General features: G+C 62.4%; 17 protein-coding genes. 10 read left to right on the forward strand and 7 right to left on the reverse strand.

The genetic code is table 11. The features are described 5' to 3' along the window. Positions 1 to 32: 32 nt before the first annotated feature. Positions 33 to 2273, reverse strand: a complete 2241-nt coding sequence (locus ACMGG9_RS02880) for a TonB-dependent siderophore receptor (protein ID WP_042785643.1) — start codon at positions 2271 to 2273, stop codon at positions 33 to 35. A 229-nt stretch (positions 2274 to 2502) separates the two neighbouring features. On the opposite strand from ACMGG9_RS02880, the gene ACMGG9_RS02885 reads away from it, so the two are divergent. Continuing rightward, the gene (locus tag ACMGG9_RS02885) at positions 2503 to 3381 is read left to right on the forward strand and encodes a siderophore-interacting protein (protein ID WP_042783720.1); all 879 of its coding nucleotides are present in this window, start codon (positions 2503 to 2505) and stop codon (positions 3379 to 3381) included. Positions 3382 to 3429: 48 nt separating this feature from the next. On the opposite strand, the gene hpxZ is transcribed toward ACMGG9_RS02885, so the two are convergent. The 4 genes from hpxZ to ACMGG9_RS02905 are packed head-to-tail and all read right to left on the reverse strand — an operon-like array spanning position 3430 to position 7016. Then, positions 3430 to 3819, reverse strand: coding sequence for an oxalurate catabolism protein HpxZ (gene hpxZ, locus ACMGG9_RS02890; RefSeq protein WP_033641948.1), 390 nt, complete (start codon positions 3817 to 3819; stop codon positions 3430 to 3432). 3 nt (positions 3820 to 3822) lie between these two features. Further along, positions 3823 to 5217 (reverse strand): AtzE family amidohydrolase, encoded by a 1395-nt coding sequence (locus tag ACMGG9_RS02895; RefSeq protein ID WP_072628343.1) that lies wholly within the window; start codon positions 5215 to 5217, stop codon positions 3823 to 3825. After that, positions 5214 to 5405 carry an oxalurate catabolism protein HpxX gene (gene hpxX, locus ACMGG9_RS02900; RefSeq protein WP_033651000.1) on the reverse strand — a complete coding sequence of 64 codons (192 nt, stop codon included), beginning with the start codon at positions 5403 to 5405 and terminating at the stop codon, positions 5214 to 5216. The genes ACMGG9_RS02895 and hpxX overlap by 4 nt, the downstream gene beginning before the upstream one ends. A 24-nt stretch (positions 5406 to 5429) precedes the next feature. Next, positions 5430 to 7016 carry a gamma-glutamyltransferase family protein gene (locus ACMGG9_RS02905; RefSeq protein WP_047572590.1) on the reverse strand — a complete coding sequence of 529 codons (1587 nt, stop codon included), beginning with the start codon at positions 7014 to 7016 and terminating at the stop codon, positions 5430 to 5432. Between the two features lie 142 nt (positions 7017 to 7158). Between ACMGG9_RS02905 and ACMGG9_RS02910 the strand changes: the two genes are divergently transcribed. The 7 genes from ACMGG9_RS02910 (at position 7159) to hpxK (ending at position 13596) form a co-directional block, all read left to right on the forward strand. Then, positions 7159 to 7998, forward strand: a complete 840-nt coding sequence (locus ACMGG9_RS02910; RefSeq protein ID WP_033651179.1) for a MurR/RpiR family transcriptional regulator — start codon at positions 7159 to 7161, stop codon at positions 7996 to 7998. A 216-nt stretch (positions 7999 to 8214) separates the two neighbouring features. Continuing rightward, positions 8215 to 9006 carry a transporter substrate-binding domain-containing protein gene (locus ACMGG9_RS02915; protein ID WP_046688274.1) on the forward strand — a complete coding sequence of 264 codons (792 nt, stop codon included), beginning with the start codon at positions 8215 to 8217 and terminating at the stop codon, positions 9004 to 9006. 12 nt (positions 9007 to 9018) lie between these two features. After that, complete coding sequence (locus tag ACMGG9_RS02920; protein WP_414161895.1) at positions 9019 to 9684, forward strand: amino acid ABC transporter permease; 666 nt, start codon at positions 9019 to 9021, stop codon at positions 9682 to 9684. After that, entirely contained in the window at positions 9684 to 10340 is a 657-nt protein-coding gene (locus ACMGG9_RS02925; RefSeq protein ID WP_147839037.1) for an amino acid ABC transporter permease, read from the forward strand. Before ACMGG9_RS02920 ends, ACMGG9_RS02925 begins: the two co-directional genes overlap by 1 nt. Further along, positions 10321 to 11064 carry an amino acid ABC transporter ATP-binding protein gene (locus ACMGG9_RS02930; protein ID WP_033641954.1) on the forward strand — a complete coding sequence of 248 codons (744 nt, stop codon included), beginning with the start codon at positions 10321 to 10323 and terminating at the stop codon, positions 11062 to 11064. Before ACMGG9_RS02925 ends, ACMGG9_RS02930 begins: the two co-directional genes overlap by 20 nt. A 46-nt stretch (positions 11065 to 11110) precedes the next feature. Then, positions 11111 to 12355: a pyridoxal-phosphate-dependent aminotransferase family protein gene (locus tag ACMGG9_RS02935; RefSeq protein ID WP_197776039.1), complete on the forward strand. Its 1245-nt coding sequence runs from the start codon at positions 11111 to 11113 to the stop codon at positions 12353 to 12355. Then, positions 12352 to 13596, forward strand: coding sequence for an allantoate amidohydrolase (gene hpxK / locus ACMGG9_RS02940; protein WP_414161896.1), 1245 nt, complete (start codon positions 12352 to 12354; stop codon positions 13594 to 13596). The genes ACMGG9_RS02935 and hpxK overlap by 4 nt, the downstream gene beginning before the upstream one ends. Here the strand turns inward: hpxK and ACMGG9_RS02945 are convergent, their stop codons facing one another. Together ACMGG9_RS02945 and ACMGG9_RS02950 are read right to left on the reverse strand one after the other, a co-directional pair. Next, positions 13597 to 14370: an amidohydrolase gene (locus ACMGG9_RS02945; protein WP_033641957.1), complete on the reverse strand. Its 774-nt coding sequence runs from the start codon at positions 14368 to 14370 to the stop codon at positions 13597 to 13599. Further along, a complete protein-coding gene (locus ACMGG9_RS02950; protein WP_414161897.1) occupies positions 14358 to 15518 on the reverse strand; it encodes a pyridoxal phosphate-dependent aminotransferase in 1161 nt (386 codons plus the stop codon). Before ACMGG9_RS02950 ends, ACMGG9_RS02945 begins: the two co-directional genes overlap by 13 nt. 164 nt (positions 15519 to 15682) lie before the next feature. Between ACMGG9_RS02950 and ACMGG9_RS02955 the strand changes: the two genes are divergently transcribed. Further along, a complete protein-coding gene (locus ACMGG9_RS02955) occupies positions 15683 to 16297 on the forward strand; it encodes a methylthioribulose 1-phosphate dehydratase (protein ID WP_147839035.1) in 615 nt (204 codons plus the stop codon). Then, positions 16294 to 16983 (forward strand): acireductone synthase, encoded by a 690-nt coding sequence (gene mtnC, locus ACMGG9_RS02960; RefSeq protein ID WP_046688277.1) that lies wholly within the window; start codon positions 16294 to 16296, stop codon positions 16981 to 16983. Before ACMGG9_RS02955 ends, mtnC begins: the two co-directional genes overlap by 4 nt. The last annotated feature ends 5 nt before the right edge of the window (positions 16984 to 16988 follow it).

The raw sequence follows: 16988 nt of genomic DNA on the forward strand, positions 1-16988 counted from the left end.
GGGAACGGGGCCGGCAGACCGGCCCCTTATCCTCAGAACAACACCGAGTAATTCAAACCGAAGGTGCGTCCGCGGCCTTTATAGCTGTACAGCTCAGGCGAGCCGTAGGTCGGGCTGTACAGGATCGGCGCGCGTTGGCCCCAAACGGTGGTGTACTCCTTGTCCAACAGGTTTTCCACGCTGAAGCTGACTTTCCCCACCGGCAGGGCATAGCTGCCGAGGAAGTCGAGGGTGTTGTAGCCATCTATTTTGCGGCCTTGGGTGGAGTTGGCCTTGGTGTAATCGCCGTCGTCCGACACGTCGAAGGTTTGCTGCGACTGCAAGCGCAGATTCCAGTCGCCCGGCGCCCAGCCGACGTAAGCGGTGACTTTCGATGGGCTGGCGGTATCGACCACCAGCTTCTTCCATTCGCCGTTGACCTTGGTTTCAGAACGGATGAAGTTGAAGTTGGTGCCGGCGCTCCAGTCGCTGTCTTCGAAGAAGTAGTCCACCGCACCTTCCAGCCCATAGATGCGCCGCTTGTCCGCATTGACGTTAATGGTCATGTCGGTTTTGTTGATGGCGATGCTCTTGTCGGACAACGAGTAGTAGGCGGCGATTTGCGTGCGCAGGTTATCGCCGGTATAGCGCCAGCCCAGCTCGTAGGCGTTGACCTTGATGCCTTCCAGCTTGGAATCGCCGACGTTGACGCTCTTCAGCAACTGGTAATGGCCGCCGTTCAACGCGTAGGTGCCGTTGCCGTAATACTTGCCCGGATCCGGGATCTCGAAGCCCTGAGAGAAGTTGAACCAGGTTTGCTGACGCTCGGTCAAGTGCGCCAACAGACCGGCGTTGAACAGCGCATTGTTGTAGTCGGTTTTCCCTCCCGGGATGGCGTCGGCGGAGGCGGCGGCGCCGGTGGCGATCGCCTGCTGCTGGTTATAGCCGACGAAGTCGTCGATCTTGTTTTCGGTGTACTGGTAACGCACGCCGCCGCTCAGGGTGAAGATGGGATTGATGTCGTAACTGGCCTGCAGGAACGACGCCAGGTTGCTGGTGGTATAGCTCGGGTAGCGGCCGGTGCCGTAAGCGTTCTCCAGCGTCATGCCGCCGGACTGTTGGGCCTTCGCCAGGTTGAAGAACTGCTGGTTGGCGTTGAAGCTTTCATGCTCGGCGTCGATGCCGTAAGTCAGCGTCAGCGCGTCGACAGGTTTGCTATTTAACGTCAGTTTGCCGCCGTAAAAATCGGTTTTTTGCTGCGAAGCGCCAATGCTGCTGACGTAATAGTTCGGCGCTTTGCCCGCCAGCGTTGGGAAGGGGTAGAAGGTCAACGTTTCGTCGCGGTAGTAGACCTGCGCCACCAGATCCTGGCCGAGGAAATCGGTGTTGGAATATTGCAGGTTGATCAGGTGGCGCTCGGTGCCGGGGATGCGATCGGAGTTTAAGTTACCGCTGTTGTACGCCTTGGCGTTGCCGGTCACCGCCGCGAAGTTTTCCCCCAGAAACAGGCCGTGATCGCCGTCGGACTGGCTTTTGTAGTATTGGGTGGTCAGCTGCAGCTGTTGATGATCGTCGATGTTGAGGGTGCCGGTGCCCATCACATCGAGGCGATTGGAATACTGCAGGCCGGTTTGAGTATTGTCGATCAGCACCTCGTTGCCTTTGCCGTCGTACCAGCCGCCGTAACGCTGGTAAGAAACGGACAGCCGCCCCGAGGCGTTGTCGTTGCCGCCGCTGACCGCCGCCGCCACGTTCTCGTCGTGATCGTTATGGCCGCCGAAACCGGTTTTGCCGCCGACCTGCAATTCGACCTGCTGCTCTTTCTGTCCTTTCTTGGTCACGATATTGATCAGGCCGCCGGTGCTGCCGCCGCCGTACAGTGCGGTCGCGCCGGAAATCACCTCAATATGGTCGATATTGAACGGGTCGATCGAATCCAACTGGCGGCTGTCGCTGCGCGACGAGTTCAGGCGTACGCCGTCGATCATCACCATCATCGAACGGCCGCGCATATTCATGCCGTAGTTGGTGCGGCCCTGACCGCTGACGTCCATGCCGGGGATCAGCTGCGCCAACATGTCCTTGATCTCTTTGCCGCCCTGGACCTGCTGTTCGATCTCCTGACTTTCGATCACCCATGTCGTCTGCGCCATTTCCGCCGCGCTGCGGTGCGAACGGCTGGCGGAGACGACCACCTGCTCTTCGCTGCCGTTTTTCTGATCTTCTGCCCAGGCCGCCGGCGCAAGCAACGCCAGCAGACATGGGTTTAATACCCAAAGAGGTTTGCGTTTCATCGTTATTTCCCAGGTGATATTGTCGTTACGTTGTTTTTTGAGAATGCTTCTTTTATCAATAACGTTTCTTGTTATCAATAAAATCATGATATGATTTTTTGCGATGCATTAACGTAATTAATTAGTTTTATTAACATTTATCCGCTGCGCGATCGCGCGGCCACGCCGCCAACACGGCAGCCGATCGGTCATACGTCAAAGCGACAGCCGTTGCCGGAGAGTCGAGAACATGTCCGCCAGCTACAGAATTTTTGATATCACCCTGAAAAGCAAAACGCTGATTTCGCCCTCGCTGCTGCGCTGCGTGTTTGAAGGTGCGGATGTTCATCGCATGAAGCTGGAAGCGCCTGACCAGCGCATCAAACTGCTGTTCCCGGCGGCGGACGGCAAGATCACGCCGTTGGCCAACGGCCCGGACTGGTACGGCGATTACATGGCGCTCCCCAAAGAACAGCGTCCGGTAATGCGCACCTATACGCTGCGTGCGCTGCGCCGCGAGCAGAATCAGATGGACGTCGAGTTCGTGCTGCATGGCGTGAACGGCCCGGCTTCAGCCTGGGCGACCCATGCCGAACCCGGAGACACGATTCAAACAGTCGCCCCCAACGGTGACTTCGACGGCGACAGCGGCGGTTACGAATGGGCGCCGCCGGCGCAGTTGCAACAGGCGTTGCTGATCGCCGATGAGACGGCGGTGCCGGCGGCGATGGCGATTCTGGAACAGCTGGCGCAGCAGGCCAATCCGCCGCGGGTGCAGGCGTTTTTCGAGGTGCCGGTGGCGGCGGATTGCCTGGATTTGGCGCATTTCCCGTTCGCCGACGTTTATTGGCTGCCGCGCGACGTCGGCCGCCAGCTGGCGCACGGCACGCTGCTGGTGGAAGCGGTGCGCCAGCGGGTGGATATCCCCGCATCGGCCTGTGCGCAAGCGCAGTCCCTGGCGGAAAGCAGCCTGAGCGATGAGGTGTTGTGGGAGCGGGCGGCAGGCAGCAATGCTTTCTATGCCTGGGTGGCGGCCGAGTCTTCCGCGGTGAAAACGCTGCGGCGTTACCTGATTGGCGAACGCGATCTGGATCGCTCCACCGTTAACTTCATGGCCTATTGGTGCTGAGTCGGCCGCCGCCGTGCGCCTTCATCATGGGCTCTACCGCCTGGAGGCCTAAGGCGCGTCGAGCAGGCTGACGTGCGCCGCTACGATGCGCCAGCCACAGGGCAGCTTGACCCAGGTTTGCATTTGCCGCCCCCTGCGGTTGCTGCCCGGCCGATGAAATTCCGTGCTGGCCACCGCCATATCTTCACCAAAAGTCGTGATTTGGGTGTTTTCCAACAGCCGCTCCAGTCCGTTGGCCGGGCGCCGTTGACGAAAATCGCGGATCTCGTCGATACCGTAGAGGCTTTCTGTGGCGCCATAGCGCACCGTGCGCGCGTCGTGCCAGAACAACTCGTCCAGCACATCGATGTCATTGCTGATTAACGCCTGCTCATAGCGGTAAAAGGCGGCGTTGACCTCCGCCAGCACCGCCGGCCGATCGATATGTTCACTGTTCATTGATTACTCCTGTTTGCAGACGCAAGTGGCGATGCCGGCGCATTCCAGCGCATAGGCGGCGCGCAGCGCCAAATCTTCGCGCCACGGCGGGGCGATCAGTTGCAGGCCGATCGGCAGACCGGATGCGCTTTTCAAAGGAACTGTCACGACCGGCAGGCCAAGAAAGGAAATCGGCTGCGTCAGCATGCCCATACTGGCGCGGATCGGCAGATCGACGCCGTTGATGCGCATCGTTTCCTGGCCGATCGGCGTGGCGCTGCATGGCGTCGCCGGGGCGATCAAAATGTCCCAGTGCTTGAACAGCGGCGCGGCTTGCCGGCGAAACGCGTGACGAAAGCGCTGTGCCTGCAAATACCAGGTGGCGGGGAGCATGGCGCCGGCCAGCAGTCGTTCTCGCGACAGTGGCTCGAAGCGTTCGGGTTGGCTGCGCAACTGCGGCAGATAGCGATGGCCGCCCTCTGAGGCGCTGAGGATAAAGGCCGCCGATCGGGCCAGCTCGGCCTGCGGCAGCTCGACTTCGGCGCTGGCTGCCAGCGCTTGCGCCACCTGGTTGACTGCGGCTTTGGCGTCATCATTGCACCATTGCAGGAAATAGCCGCCTAACACGGCGCAGCGCAGGTTTTGGCTGCCCTGTGCCAGCAACGCTTCGGTGCGGGAAATCGGCCGATCGCTCTGGAACGGATCCTCGGCGTCGATGCCCTGCATCGCGTCATACACCGTCGCGAGATCGTGCACCCGGCGGGCGAACGGGCCGATGTGATCCAGGCTGTCGACAAACGGCTGGCTGCCGCTGCGCGAAAGACGGCCGAAGGTCGGTTTCAGACCATAAATGCCGCACAGTGAGGCGGGCACGCGTATTGAGCCATTGGTGTCGCTGCCGAGCGAAAAGGTCACCAGGCCGGCCGCCACCGCTGCGGCCGAGCCGCCCGAAGAGCCGCCGGCGATGCGCCCGAGGTCATGCGGGTTTCGGGTGGCGCCGTAATGGCTGTTCTCGGTGGTGAAACCGTAGGCATAGGCGTCCATGTTCAACATGCCGCAAAGCAACGCGCCTTGATCCGCCAGCCGGGAGACGCCCCAGGCGTCGCGGTCGGCCGGTGGCCGATCGCTGAACAGGCGGGCGCCGGCCAGCGTGGTTTCACCGGCGACGTCGAACAGATTTTTTACCGCATAGGGAATGCCGGCCAAAGCGGGCAGCGTTTGCCCAAGCGCGCGCGAACGGTCAAGGCGATCGGCTTCTTTTTGCATGCGTTCCCGGGTGATGTGCGTAAAGGCGTTCAGCGCGGGATTCTGACGGTCGATGTGATCGAGCGTATGCCGGACGATCTCGCGCGCCGAGAGCGCGCCGCGTTCAAGGGCCGTACGGATCTCGGCGAGCGACAGGGCGCTTAAGGGATTCATGGGCGATATACCCCCGCGATTTCCTGGCGCGGATCCAGCGGGAAGGCCATCAGCGGTTCGGCCAGCGCGGCGATGCGTTCGATCTGTTTCAACAGTTCCCGGCGGCGGACATCGTCCAGTTCCACGGCCAGCACGGTTTCCATCTGGTGGATATAGGCCGCCCAATCGGCGGCGTGTTGATTGTTCATAAACGATCCCGATAAATAAGAGAGTCAGAAGCCGGCGGCGCTGCCGTTGCTTCGCGGATCGAAAGCGCCTTCGAACATGCCGTTGGTGTGGCGTACGACGGCGCCGGCATGGCCGACCGTTTCGCTGAACGCCGGCAGCAGTTCAACGGCGTGGCCGCGCTGTCGCAGATAGTCGAGGGTCGCCGCGTTAAAGCGCCCCTCAAGCTTCAACGAGTCCGAACTTTCGCCCCAGGTTCTCCCCAGCAGCCAGCGCGGCGCGCTGATCGCCTGCTGCAGCGGCAGCCCTTGCACCACGTGCCGCACGAACAACGCCGCTTGAGTCTGCGGCTGGCCGTCACCGCCCATTGAGCCGTAGATCAGCGTGCGTCCGTCATACAGCCGGGCGGCGGCCGGGTTCAGCGTATGGAACGGCTGCTTGCCCGGCGCCAGCGCCAGCAGATGATCGGCGTCCAGGCTGAAAGAGGCGCCGCGGTTTTGCCACAGGACGCCGCTGTTCGGCAGTACCACGCCGCTGCCGAATTCGTGGTAGATGCTCTGAATGAAGGAGACCGCCAGCCCGCTGCTGTCCATCACCCCCATCCAGACCGTATCGCCGGGTCCTTTGCCCTGGCCCCAGTCGGCCGCTTTTTGGCCGTCGATGCGCCCGGCCAGCCTATCCAAATGGTCGGCCGCCAGCAGCGCCTGCGGATCCTGCGTCATGTGGCGCGGATCGGTGATGAAACGGTCGCGCAGATCGAACGCCAGCTTGGTGGCCTCGACCACGGCGTGTACCACGGCGCCTTCGCTCTGTCCGACCAGCGGCAGACGGTCGGTCAGCCCGAGGATGGCAAGCGACACCAGCCCTTGGGTCGGGGGAGCCAGATTGAATATTTCACCTTTTTGGTGTTCCAGGCGCAGCGGAGGACGGCGGCATGGCCGATAACTCGCCAGATCATGAGCGGTGAGCGGCATGCCCAACATCGCCATGTCCGCCGCCATGCTCTCAGCCAGCGGCCCGCGATAAAAACTGTCGAGCCCGTCCTCACTCAGTGCGATCAGCGTATCGGCCAGCTGCGGTTGGCAGAATCGTTGGCCGGCAAGCGGGATCTTTCCCTGCGGCAGGTAAATGCGGGCGAAGGGGGCGAACTCCTCCAGCTCGTGGCGTTTGCTGCGCGTCGCCGCCTCTTGGGAGGCGGTGACCGGAATGCCGTCGGCGGCGTAGCGTATGGCGTCGGCGAGCAACCGCGACAGCGGCAGCGGCGTTTCGCCCAGTTCGGCCGAATAGGCCAACGCCTCCTGCCAGCCGCCGACGGTGCCGGCCACGGTCAACGCCGCTTTTGGGCCGCGCTGCGGGATGCGGCTTTCTCCGGCGTACAGCGCCGGCGTCGCCAGCGAGCCGGCGGCGCCGCTGGCGTCGATGGTCAGCGGCTCGCCCTGCGGCGGCACGATCAGCCAGAAACCGTCACCGCCGATGCCGTTCATGTGCGGATAGACCACGGCGATGGTCGCGGCGGCGGCCACCATCGCCTCAATGGCGTTGCCGCCTTCGCGCAGCACCGCCAGCGCGCTTTCGCTGGCGAGATGGTGTGGCGTGACCGCCATGCCCTGTGGCGCGGTATTGCTGTTAATCATGTTTCTGCCCTTGTCTGAGGTGAGCGTTCGGGTAACAGAAGCAAGAGGCGTTCCACTTTTAATCAGGAGGATTAATTGCTTGTCAGAGAGGGGCCGGGGCGTGCTATGTTCCGGTGAAACAAAAGTTACAGCGAGAGTGATGATGCAGCCCTTCGATGAACGCCTGCGCAACGAATATCCGCAATTGGCGCCGCAGGAACAGCGCGTCGCCGACTTTATCCTCGATCATTTCGATGACCTGATCAGTTACAACAGTGCCGAGCTGGCGCGCTTGAGCGGGGTTTCTAAAGCCACGGTCAGCAGGTTGTTCAAGCGGTTGGGGTATCGCAGCTACAAGGACATGCGCGCTGAGCTGCGCACCCTGCGCCAGAGCGGCATGCCGGTGACCGACGAGAGGCATGCGGTGCAGGGCAATACGCTGCTGGCGCGGCATTACAAGCAGGAAATGGCTAACCTCTCGCACTGGGTGAGCCATCTCGATGTGGAGCAATTCGGCGCGGTGATCGCCGCGCTGGCGCGGGCGCGGCGGGTCGCGCTGCTGGGATTTCGCAACAGCTATCCGATAGCCATGCATCTGCGTCAGCAGCTGATGCAGGTGCGGGAGCGGGTGCTGCTGATGCCGCAGCCCGGCCAGACGCTGGCGGAGGAGCTGGTCGAGCTCGCGCCGCAGGATATGGCGGTGGTGGTGGCGTTTCGGCGCCGGCCGCGTCAGCTCAAGGCGATACTGACGCAGCTGCAAACTCGCCGGGTGCCGACGCTGTTGATCTGTGAACCGCAGGCGCAGTCGCTGATCCCGCTGGCGGACTGGCATTTGGCCGCTTCGCTGGACAGCGTCTCCGCCTTCGACAGCTATTCAGCCGCCATGAGCTTATGTAACCTGCTCAGTAACGCCCTGCTGCATGAGATGTTGGAGCAGGGGCGATCGCGTATTCATCATATTGCCGGTCTGTATCAGGATTTGGACGAACTGGAACCGCGCTAACCGGCGCTTTTTTGGTGCTGATGCACATTTTTAGTGCATCTCTGGCCTGCCTGCTTTCCCTTTCTCCGTCGCCGGCCCGCTGAGGCCGGCAGGTTTTTTCTCGTTAATCAGCGCCAGTTAAGGCATGGGTTCGACGTATCTTCGATTGGCACATTAGTTGCAGAGTCTGCGGTGTAAGAATCTTTTGTTTCATCTTTTCACCATCGGGGATACGCTATGAACATCAAAAAAACGCTGTGGACGGTTTTCACTGGGATCGCCTTGCTGGCGCAGGCCGCGCCGACCATGGCGGATCAATTGCAAGAGATCCGGCAGCGCGGCGTCCTGCGCGTGGCGGTGCCGCAGGATTTCCCGCCATTCGGCTCGGTGGGCACCGATCTGCAGCCCCAGGGTTATGACATCGATATGGCGCGTTATCTGGCCGATAAGATGAAACTTAAGTTGCAGTTGGTGCCGGTCACCAGCGCCAACCGGGTGCCTTATCTGCAGACCAATAAAGTGGATCTGGTGATCTCCAGCCTGGGCAAAAATCCGGAGCGTGAAAAGACCATCGCTTTCAGCCGCGCCTATGCGCCGTTCTTCCTGGGGGTCTTTGGTCCTACAGACGGCGCGTTGGCGGACATGGCGCAGCTCGATGGCAAGACCGTCGGCGTCACGCGCGGTGCGGTGGAGGATATGGTTCTGAGCGACGGCGCGCCTAAAGGGGCGCAGATCAAGCGTTATGAGGATAACAACACGACGCTGTCGGCCTATCTCTCCGGGCAGGTGCAGTACATCGCCACCGGTAACATGGTGGTGAGCGCCCTGGCGCGCCAGAATCCGGGCAAGGCGCCGGCCGCCAAGTTCATGTTGAAAGATTCGCCGTGTTTCGTGGGGTTGCGCCAGGGAGAACCGGCCTTGAAAGCGGCGGTGGATGCGCTGATTGGACAGGCGCTGGCGGACAAGACGCTGAATGGCCTGTCGGAGAAATGGTTGAAGGCGCCGCTGCCCGATGGTTTTGGCGCATAACGGGAGCGGCGGATGACCTATCAGCTGAATTTCTCCGCGCTCTGGCTCTACATGCCTGAGCTGTTGGCGGGGTTACTGACGACGATGGCGCTGACGGCGCTGGCGACGTTGATGGGGGTTGCGCTGGGCATTTGCGGCGCGGCGATCCGCAGCGGCCGGGCCGGCGCGCTGAGCCGCCTCTGGGGCGTTTACGTCGAAGTGGTGCGCAACACGCCGTTCGTTGTGCAGTTGTTCTTCATCGTGTTCGGCCTGCCGAGCCTGGGCTGGAAACTGACGGCCGGGCAGGCGGCGCTGCTGGCGATGGTGATCAACCTTGGCGCCTACAGCACCGAAATTATTCGTGCCGGCATTCAGGTCACTCCGAAGGGGCAGTGGGAAGCGGGGCGCGTGTTGGGGTTCAGCCGCAGCCAGACCTTTTTACGCATCGTACTGCCGCCGTCGCTGCAGCGTATTTATCCGGCGTTGGTGAGCCAGTGCATCATCGTGATGCTGGGATCCTCGGTGGTGTCGCAGGTCTCGTTCGAAGAGCTGACCTTCGCCGCCAACCTGATCCAGTCGCGCACCTTCCTCAGCTTTGAAGTCTATCTGGTGACGGCGCTGCTTTATCTGTTGTTGTCGCTGTTGATGCGTCAACTGTTGCTGGCCGCCGGGCGGCGTTTTTTAGGGAGCCGGAACTGATGCTGACGTTTACCGATTGGGACATCGTGCGCAATCTGCTGTTGGCGGCTCGCTGGACGCTGCTGCTGTCGTTGACGGCGTTCTTCGGCGGCACGCTGGTGGCGCTGCCGCTGGTGTTGATGCGCCTGAGCAAGCGCCGCTGGGCAATGCGTTTTGTCCGCGTTTACGCTGAACTGTTTCAGGGCACGCCGCTGCTGATGCAGCTGTTTTTGGCGTTTTTCGGTCTGGCGCTGTTTGGCGTCGACGTCAGCCCATGGACCGCGGCCGCGCTGGCGCTGACGCTATTCACCAGCGCTTTTCTGGTGGATATCTGGTCCGGCAGCATCGGCGCCTTGCCGAAAGGTCAGTGGGAGGCAGCCCGTTGTCTCGGGCTGAGTTTCACGCAGACGCTGATGCGCGTCATCACGCCGCAGGCGGTGCGTATCGCCATTGCGCCGACCGTCGGTTTCTCGGTTCAGGTGATCAAGGGCACCGCCTTGGCGTCGATCATTGGCTTCGTCGAGCTGACCAAGGCCGGCACCATGCTGAACAATGTGACTTATCAGCCCTTCAAGGTGTTTGGTCTGGTCGCATTGGGCTATTTCCTGATGTGCTATCCCTTGTCGCGTTACAGCCATTATCTGGAGAAGAAATGCCATGCCGATCATCACCATTAATCAGGTTCAAAAATATTACGGTCAGAATCATGTGTTGAAGGGCGTGGATCTGGATATCGACATGGGGCAGGTGGTGTCGATCATCGGCCGCAGCGGGTCTGGTAAAAGCACGCTATTGCGCTGCATCAACGGGCTGGAAGGGTATCAGGAAGGGAGCATCAAACTGGGCGGCATGACCATCACCGATCGCGATTCGCAGGCGCGTGAAATCAGCCGCTCGATTGGCATGGTGTTTCAGAACTTCAACCTGTTCCCGCATATGACGGCGCTGGAAAACGTGATGCTGGCGCCGCGCCGGGTGCTGAAAAAAAGCGCTGCCGAGTGCCGCGAGTTGGCCGAACAGATGCTGAACAAGGTGGGATTGGGTGAGCGCATGCATTACGCGCCGGCCAACCTTTCCGGCGGGCAACAGCAGCGGGTGGCGATCGCCCGGGCGCTGGCGATGAAACCGAAGGTGTTGCTGTGCGATGAGATCACCTCGGCGCTGGATCCCGAGCTGGTGGGTGAAGTCCTGAAGGTGCTGGAACAGTTAGCGCGAGAGGGCATGACGCTGATTCTGGTCACTCATGAAATGAGCTTCGCCCGCGAGGTGGGCGACCGGGTGGTATTCATGCACCAGGGCAAGGTGTGGGAGCAGGGAAATAGCCGCACGCTGTTCGCCAATCCGCAAACGCAGGAATTGAAACAGTTTATCGCTTCTGTGCGCGGGTTGTCAGAAGCCTGATTTCGGCAAATAAAATGACAAGTTATTAAGCTGGTAAGGAAATAACATGCTAACTACTCCGCAGTTCGAACAGATTAACCCGCCGGCGCGCCTGTTGATGGGGCCGGGGCCGATCAACGCCGATCCGCGCGTGCTGCGCGCCATGTCGAGCCAACTGATCGGCCAGTACGATCCGGCAATGACCGGTTACATGAATCAGGTCATGGCGCTGTATCGCGCGCTGTTCCGCACCGAAAACCGCTGGACGATGCTGGTGGACGGCACCTCGCGCGCCGGCATCGAGGCGCTGCTGGTTTCCGCCATTCGTCCGGGCGATAAGGTGCTGGTGCCGGTATTCGGCCGCTTCGGACATCTGCTGTGCGAAATTGCCCGCCGTTGTCGCGCCGAGGTACACACGATCGACGCGCCGTGGGGCGAGGTGTTCAGCGCCGATCGCATCGAAGACGCGATTAAGCGGGTGCGCCCGCGCCTGCTGCTGACGGTGCAGGGCGACACGTCCACCACCATGCTGCAGCCGCTGCATGAGCTGGGTGATATCTGCCGCCGCCACGGCGTGCTGTTCTATACCGATGCGACGGCGTCTTTTGGCGGCAACCCGCTGGAGACCGACGCCTGGGGGCTGGATGCGGTCTCCGCTGGGCTGCAGAAGTGCCTGGGCGGCCCTTCAGGCAGTTCGCCGATCACCCTCAGCCCGCAGTTTGAAGAGATCGTACGCCGTCGCAAATGCGTGGAGGAGGGGATCCGCACCGCCGAACATGCCGACGGCGACGACGAGATGATCTATTCCAACTATTTCGACCTCGGCATGATCATGGATTATTGGGGGCCGGAACGCCTGAATCACCATACCGAAGCCACCAGCATGTTGTTCGCGGCGCGAGAATGCGCGCGGGTGATCCTCGAGGAAGGGCTGGATCAGGCCATTGCCCGCCACCGGCTGCACGGCGCGGCGATGCTGGCGGGCATCCAAGGCATGGGGCTGGCGGTGTTCGGCGATCTCGAGCACCGCATGAATAACGTGCTCGGCGTGATGATCCCGCCGCAGGTGCACGGCGAGCAGGTGCGGCAGATGATGCTGAACGATTTCGCTATCGAAATCGGCACCTCGTTCGGCCCGCTGCAGGGCAAGATCTGGCGCATCGGCACCATGGGCTACAACGCGCGCAAAGATTGCGTGCTGCAAACGCTGGCGGCGCTGGAGGCGGTGTTGAACCGGTTGGGCTTCGCCACGCAACAGGGGGAGGCCCTCCAGGCGGCCTGGAACCTGTACGATGCAGGACGGCCAGAATGACGCCGCTGGAGGCGCAGCAGGCCGCCGCGCGGGTGATGGCGCGCTGTGACGAGCTGGCGGCGATCAGCGCGGAGCCCGGTAAACTGACGCGTCTTTATCTGTCTGTGGAACATCGGCGCGCCAACGTTCTGGTGGGAGAATGGATGCGCGAGAGCGGCATGCGGGTGTGGCAAGACAGCGTCGGCAATATCTGTGGCCGTTATGAAGGGCTAACGCCCGGCGCCCCCGCGCTGCTGCTCGGTTCGCATCTGGACACGGTGCGCAACGCCGGGCGTTATGACGGCATGCTCGGCGTGCTCACGGCGCTGGAAACGGTGGCGCAATACCATCGCCAGGGGCGCCGTTTGCCGCTGGCGCTGGAGGTGATCGGCTTTGCCGACGAAGAGGGCGCTCGCTTCGGCGTGACGTTGCTGGGCAGCCGCGGCTTGACCGGCCAATGGCCGCAGGAATGGCTGGCGCAGACTGACGCGGACGGGGTGAGCATCGCGCAGGCCATGCGCGACTTTGGGCTGGAGCCGACGGCGATCGCGCAGGCGCGCCGCGCGCCGCAGGAAATCCGCGCTTATCTGGAATTGCATATCGAACAGGGCCCATGTCTGGAGGCGGCCGACCTGGCGCTGGGGGTGGTGACGGCGATCAACGGCGCGCGTCGGCTTAACTGCGTCTTTAGCGGGGAGGCGGGCCATGCCGGTACGGTGCCGATGGGGCAGCGCAAAGACGCGCTGGCGGCCGCGGCGGAATGGATAACGGCGGTTGAAACGTTGACCCTCACCGCCGATCCGCATCTGGTGGCCACCGTCGGCTGCATCGAGAGCCTGCCGGGCGCGGCCAACGTGATCCCGGGCGAAGTGCGATTGACGCTCGACGTGCGCGGCCCGCAGGATGCGCCGCTGGCGGCGCTGTTGGCGACGTTGCTGGCGCAGGCGCAGACGATCTGTGCACGCCGCGGAGCGCGCTTCGCCAGCGAGGAGTTTTACCGCATTGACGCCACCGCCTGCGATGGCGATCTGCAGCGCCGCTGGCAGGCGGCCGTCGAGCAGGTACAGGGGCAGAGTCTGGCGCTGCCGAGCGGCGCCGGTCATGACGCCATCGCCGTGGCGGCGCAATGGCCGGTCGGCATGCTGTTCGTGCGTTGCGCCGGCGGCGTCAGCCATCATCCGGCTGAAGCGGTGCGGCAGGCTGACGTAGCGCTGGCGATCCAGGCCTATTGCCTGACGATCGCCGGCTGGGATCGCGTTTAATCAGTCAAGACGCAGAAAGCTGTCGGCATCGCGCCAGGCCGGGAAGGCGCTGCGGTAACTCTGCAGGGTTTCCAGCGACAGCTCGGCGTCCAGCCGCGCGGCTGCGCCGGGCTCGGCATCTGCCAGGATCTCGCCCTGCGGGCTGATGATCAGGCTGTCTCCGCTGTAGTTCAGGCCGTTCGGATCGTCGCCCACCCGGTTGCAGCCCGCCACATACACCTGATTTTCAATTGCCCGCGCCGCCAGCAGCGTTTGCCAATGGCGGCTGCGCGGCGCCGGCCAGTTGGCGACGTACAGCGCCAGATCGTAATCCTGCTGATAGCGCGCCCAGACCGGGAAACGCAGGTCGTAGCAGATCTGCGGCAGGATGCGCCAGCCGCGCCATTCGACGATTTCGCGCCGGTTGCCGGCCTGATAGTGCAGGTGTTCGCCGGCCATGCGGAACAGATGGCGTTTATCATAGGCATGCACCTGGCCGCCCGGCTCCACCAGCAGGAAGCGATTGACCGCGCCTTCGGCGGTTTTCAGCGCCACGCTGCCGCCGATCAACGCGTGGCTTTTCACCGCCCAACCGTGCAGCCAGTCGATCACCTGCTGTTCGGGCAGGGCGCTCTCGCCGGCATCCATGGCAAAACCGGTGGTGAACATTTCCGGCAAGACGATGAGATCGCGCCCGACGATCGGCGCCAGCAACGCGTCGAAGGCGGCCAGGTTAGCGAGGCCGTCGCGCCAGACCAGAGGTTGCTGCAACAGGGTAATTTTTAAAGTCGACATAACCGCTCCGCAGCTGCATCCAGCGTGGCGTCCTGTTTAGCGAAGCACAGCCGGATCAATTTATGGGGGAAAGGATCGGCACAGAAGACCGACAGCGGAATGGCCGCCACGCCCACGTGCTCGGTTAACCAATGGCAGAACGCCACATCGTCCAGATCGGAGATGGCGCTGTAGTCCGCCAGCAAGAAGTATGTACCGGCGCAGGGTAAAATTTCCAGTCGGCTGCTCGCCAGCGCTTGCACGAAGCGGTCGCGCTTGGCGCGGTAGAATGCCGGCAGCTGTCGCCAGTGCTCCGGCTCGGCGCGCAGGCTATCCGCCAGCGCCAGCTGCGCCGGGGTGTTGACCGAAAAGGTCAGGTATTGATGCACCTTGCGCACCTCGGAGCTCAGCGCGGCGGGCGCCACGCAGTAACCCACTTTCCAGCCGGTCATGTGGAAGGTTTTGCCGAAAGAGGACACCGCGATCGCCCGTTGGCGCAATTGTGGGTGGGCCAATACGCTGGCGTGCCCGCCTTTGGCGAAGCAGATGTGTTCGTAGACCTCGTCGCTGAGCACGTAGATCTCGCGTTCGGCGATGGCGTGCCACAGCTGCTGCATGTCTTCCGCCTGCCAGGCGGTGGCGGACGGGTTGTGCGGCGTATTGACGATCACCAGACGGGTGCGCGGCGACAGCGCGGCGGCGAACCGGTGCCAATCCACGGCAAATGCGGGCGGCTGCAGGGCGAGGCGTTTGAGTACGCCGCCGGCCAGCGTCACCGCCGGCGCGTAGCTGTCGTAGCTCGGATCGAAACAGACCACCTCATCGCCGGGGCGCACCAGCGCGGTGATGGCGGCGAACAGCGCTTCGGTGGCACCGGCGGTGACGGTCACTTCGCTGCCGGCATCCGGCTGCCAGCCATACAGCTCGGCGGTTTTGTCGGCGATGGCTTCGCGCAGCGCCGCCACGCCGGTCATTGGCGCATATTGGTTGGCGCCCTGGGCGACGTGCCAGGCCAGGCGTGCTTTCAGATAGTCCGGCCCGTCAAAATCAGGGAAGCCCTGCGACAGGTTGATCGCCTGATGCTGCTGCGCCAGCGCGCTCATTTGGGTGAAGATGGTGGTGCCCAGGGCAGGCAGTTTACTGTCGGGAATCAATGCGGAAGTGCTCATAGCAGGTGAATACTCCAGGCGCTTATATTGCCGTCAATATAACACGATGCTAGTATTTGGCAATCAAGACGCTTAGATGGCTAAATGCGAAAAAGTGCTTAGCCTGTCGCGCAGCCGGCTAAGCCTCACCTGCTGACCGCTATACCGAACGGGAAACGATAACAATGACGGAGAATCCGCAACTTAACGCATTACTGGCGGCCTGCCACTGGATTGGTGACAAAGGCTGGTGTCCGGCGACCGGCGGCAACATGTCGCTGCGCCTCGACGAACGCCAGTGCCTGATCACCGAGTCCGGCAAAGACAAAGGCAGTCTGAGCGCCGCCGATTTTCTGCGGGTGGATATCGCTGACAATCACGTGCCGAGCGGCCGTACGCCGTCGGCGGAAACCGGGCTGCATACGCTGCTCTATCGTTTGTACCCGCACCTTGGCGCGGTGTTGCATACCCATTCCGTCAACGCCACCGTGTTGTCGCGGGTGGAACGCGGCGATGCGTTGGTGCTGCAGGGGTACGAAATGCAAAAGTCGCTCGCCGGTCAGCGCAGCCATCTGGACAGCGTGGCGATCCCTATTTTCGATAACGATCAGGACATTCCCCGGCTGGCGTCGCGCGTCGCGGCCTATGCCGAGGTCACGCCGCTGCAGTACGGTTTTCTGGTGCGCGGCCACGGTCTCTATTGCTGGGGAAGTCAGGTGGCGGAAGCCCGCCGCCATCTCGAAGGGCTGGAATTCCTGTTCCAGTGTGAACTGCAACGTCGCTTGCTGGAGGCGAAATGATCCGCGCTATCGTGACCGATATTGAAGGCACCACCAGCGATATTCGCTTCGTGCATCAGGTGCTGTTTCCCTATGCCCGCGAGCGGCTGGCGGATTTTGTACGCCGTCACGCCACGGAGAGCGAAGTCGCCGCGCCGTTGGCGGCGCTGCGCGCTGAAATTGACCAGCCGCAGGCGGATCTCGACGCGCTGATCGCCGCGCTGTATCGCTTTATGGATGAAGATCGCAAATCCACCGCGCTCAAGGCGCTGCAGGGCATCATCTGGCGCAGCGGCTATCGCGAGGGCGACTTCCGCGGACATCTTTATCCGGAGGTCGCCGGGCAGTTGGCCGCCTGGCAGCGCCAGGGGCTGAAGCTTTACGTTTATTCCTCCGGTTCGGTGGAGGCGCAGAAGCTGCTGTTCGGCCACAGCGACGCCGGCGATCTGCAGCCGCTGTTCAGCGGCTATTTCGACACCCGCGTCGGCGCCAAGCGTGAAACCGCGTCGTACCGCAACATCGCGCAGGCTATCGGCATCGCGCCCGACGAACTGCTGTTCCTGTCCGATATTCACCAGGAGCTGGACGCCGCGCAGGCCGCCGGCTGGCATACCTGCCAGCTGATCCGCGATGAGGCGGACGCACAGAGCCGGCATCCGCAGGTCAGCCGTTTTGATCACATCGATTTAGGGGAGTTTGTCTCATGAGTGGA

It is taken from the genome of Serratia sp. BNK-10 (genome assembly GCF_047456065.1).
GTDB lineage: Bacteria > Pseudomonadota > Gammaproteobacteria > Enterobacterales > Enterobacteriaceae > Serratia > Serratia ureilytica.

What these genes read in the sequence shown, in the direction of transcription:
- ACMGG9_RS02880 (WP_042785643.1), bottom strand. Translation starts at nt 2,273, where the DNA reads ATGAAACGCAAACCTCTTTGGGTATTAAACCCATGTCTGCTGGCGTTG.
- ACMGG9_RS02885 (WP_042783720.1), top strand. Translation starts at nt 2,503, where the DNA reads ATGTCCGCCAGCTACAGAATTTTTGATATCACCCTGAAAAGCAAAACG.
- hpxZ (WP_033641948.1), bottom strand. Translation starts at nt 3,819, where the DNA reads ATGAACAGTGAACATATCGATCGGCCGGCGGTGCTGGCGGAGGTCAAC.
- ACMGG9_RS02895 (WP_072628343.1), bottom strand. Translation starts at nt 5,217, where the DNA reads ATGAATCCCTTAAGCGCCCTGTCGCTCGCCGAGATCCGTACGGCCCTT.
- hpxX (WP_033651000.1), bottom strand. Translation starts at nt 5,405, where the DNA reads ATGAACAATCAACACGCCGCCGATTGGGCGGCCTATATCCACCAGATG.
- ACMGG9_RS02905 (WP_047572590.1), bottom strand. Translation starts at nt 7,016, where the DNA reads ATGATTAACAGCAATACCGCGCCACAGGGCATGGCGGTCACGCCACAC.
- ACMGG9_RS02910 (WP_033651179.1), top strand. Translation starts at nt 7,159, where the DNA reads ATGCAGCCCTTCGATGAACGCCTGCGCAACGAATATCCGCAATTGGCG.
- ACMGG9_RS02915 (WP_046688274.1), top strand. Translation starts at nt 8,215, where the DNA reads ATGAACATCAAAAAAACGCTGTGGACGGTTTTCACTGGGATCGCCTTG.
- ACMGG9_RS02920 (WP_414161895.1), top strand. Translation starts at nt 9,019, where the DNA reads ATGACCTATCAGCTGAATTTCTCCGCGCTCTGGCTCTACATGCCTGAG.
- ACMGG9_RS02925 (WP_147839037.1), top strand. Translation starts at nt 9,684, where the DNA reads ATGCTGACGTTTACCGATTGGGACATCGTGCGCAATCTGCTGTTGGCG.
- ACMGG9_RS02930 (WP_033641954.1), top strand. Translation starts at nt 10,321, where the DNA reads ATGCCGATCATCACCATTAATCAGGTTCAAAAATATTACGGTCAGAAT.
- ACMGG9_RS02935 (WP_197776039.1), top strand. Translation starts at nt 11,111, where the DNA reads ATGCTAACTACTCCGCAGTTCGAACAGATTAACCCGCCGGCGCGCCTG.
- hpxK (WP_414161896.1), top strand. Translation starts at nt 12,352, where the DNA reads ATGACGCCGCTGGAGGCGCAGCAGGCCGCCGCGCGGGTGATGGCGCGC.
- ACMGG9_RS02945 (WP_033641957.1), bottom strand. Translation starts at nt 14,370, where the DNA reads ATGTCGACTTTAAAAATTACCCTGTTGCAGCAACCTCTGGTCTGGCGC.
- ACMGG9_RS02950 (WP_414161897.1), bottom strand. Translation starts at nt 15,518, where the DNA reads ATGAGCACTTCCGCATTGATTCCCGACAGTAAACTGCCTGCCCTGGGC.
- ACMGG9_RS02955 (WP_147839035.1), top strand. Translation starts at nt 15,683, where the DNA reads ATGACGGAGAATCCGCAACTTAACGCATTACTGGCGGCCTGCCACTGG.
- mtnC (WP_046688277.1), top strand. Translation starts at nt 16,294, where the DNA reads ATGATCCGCGCTATCGTGACCGATATTGAAGGCACCACCAGCGATATT.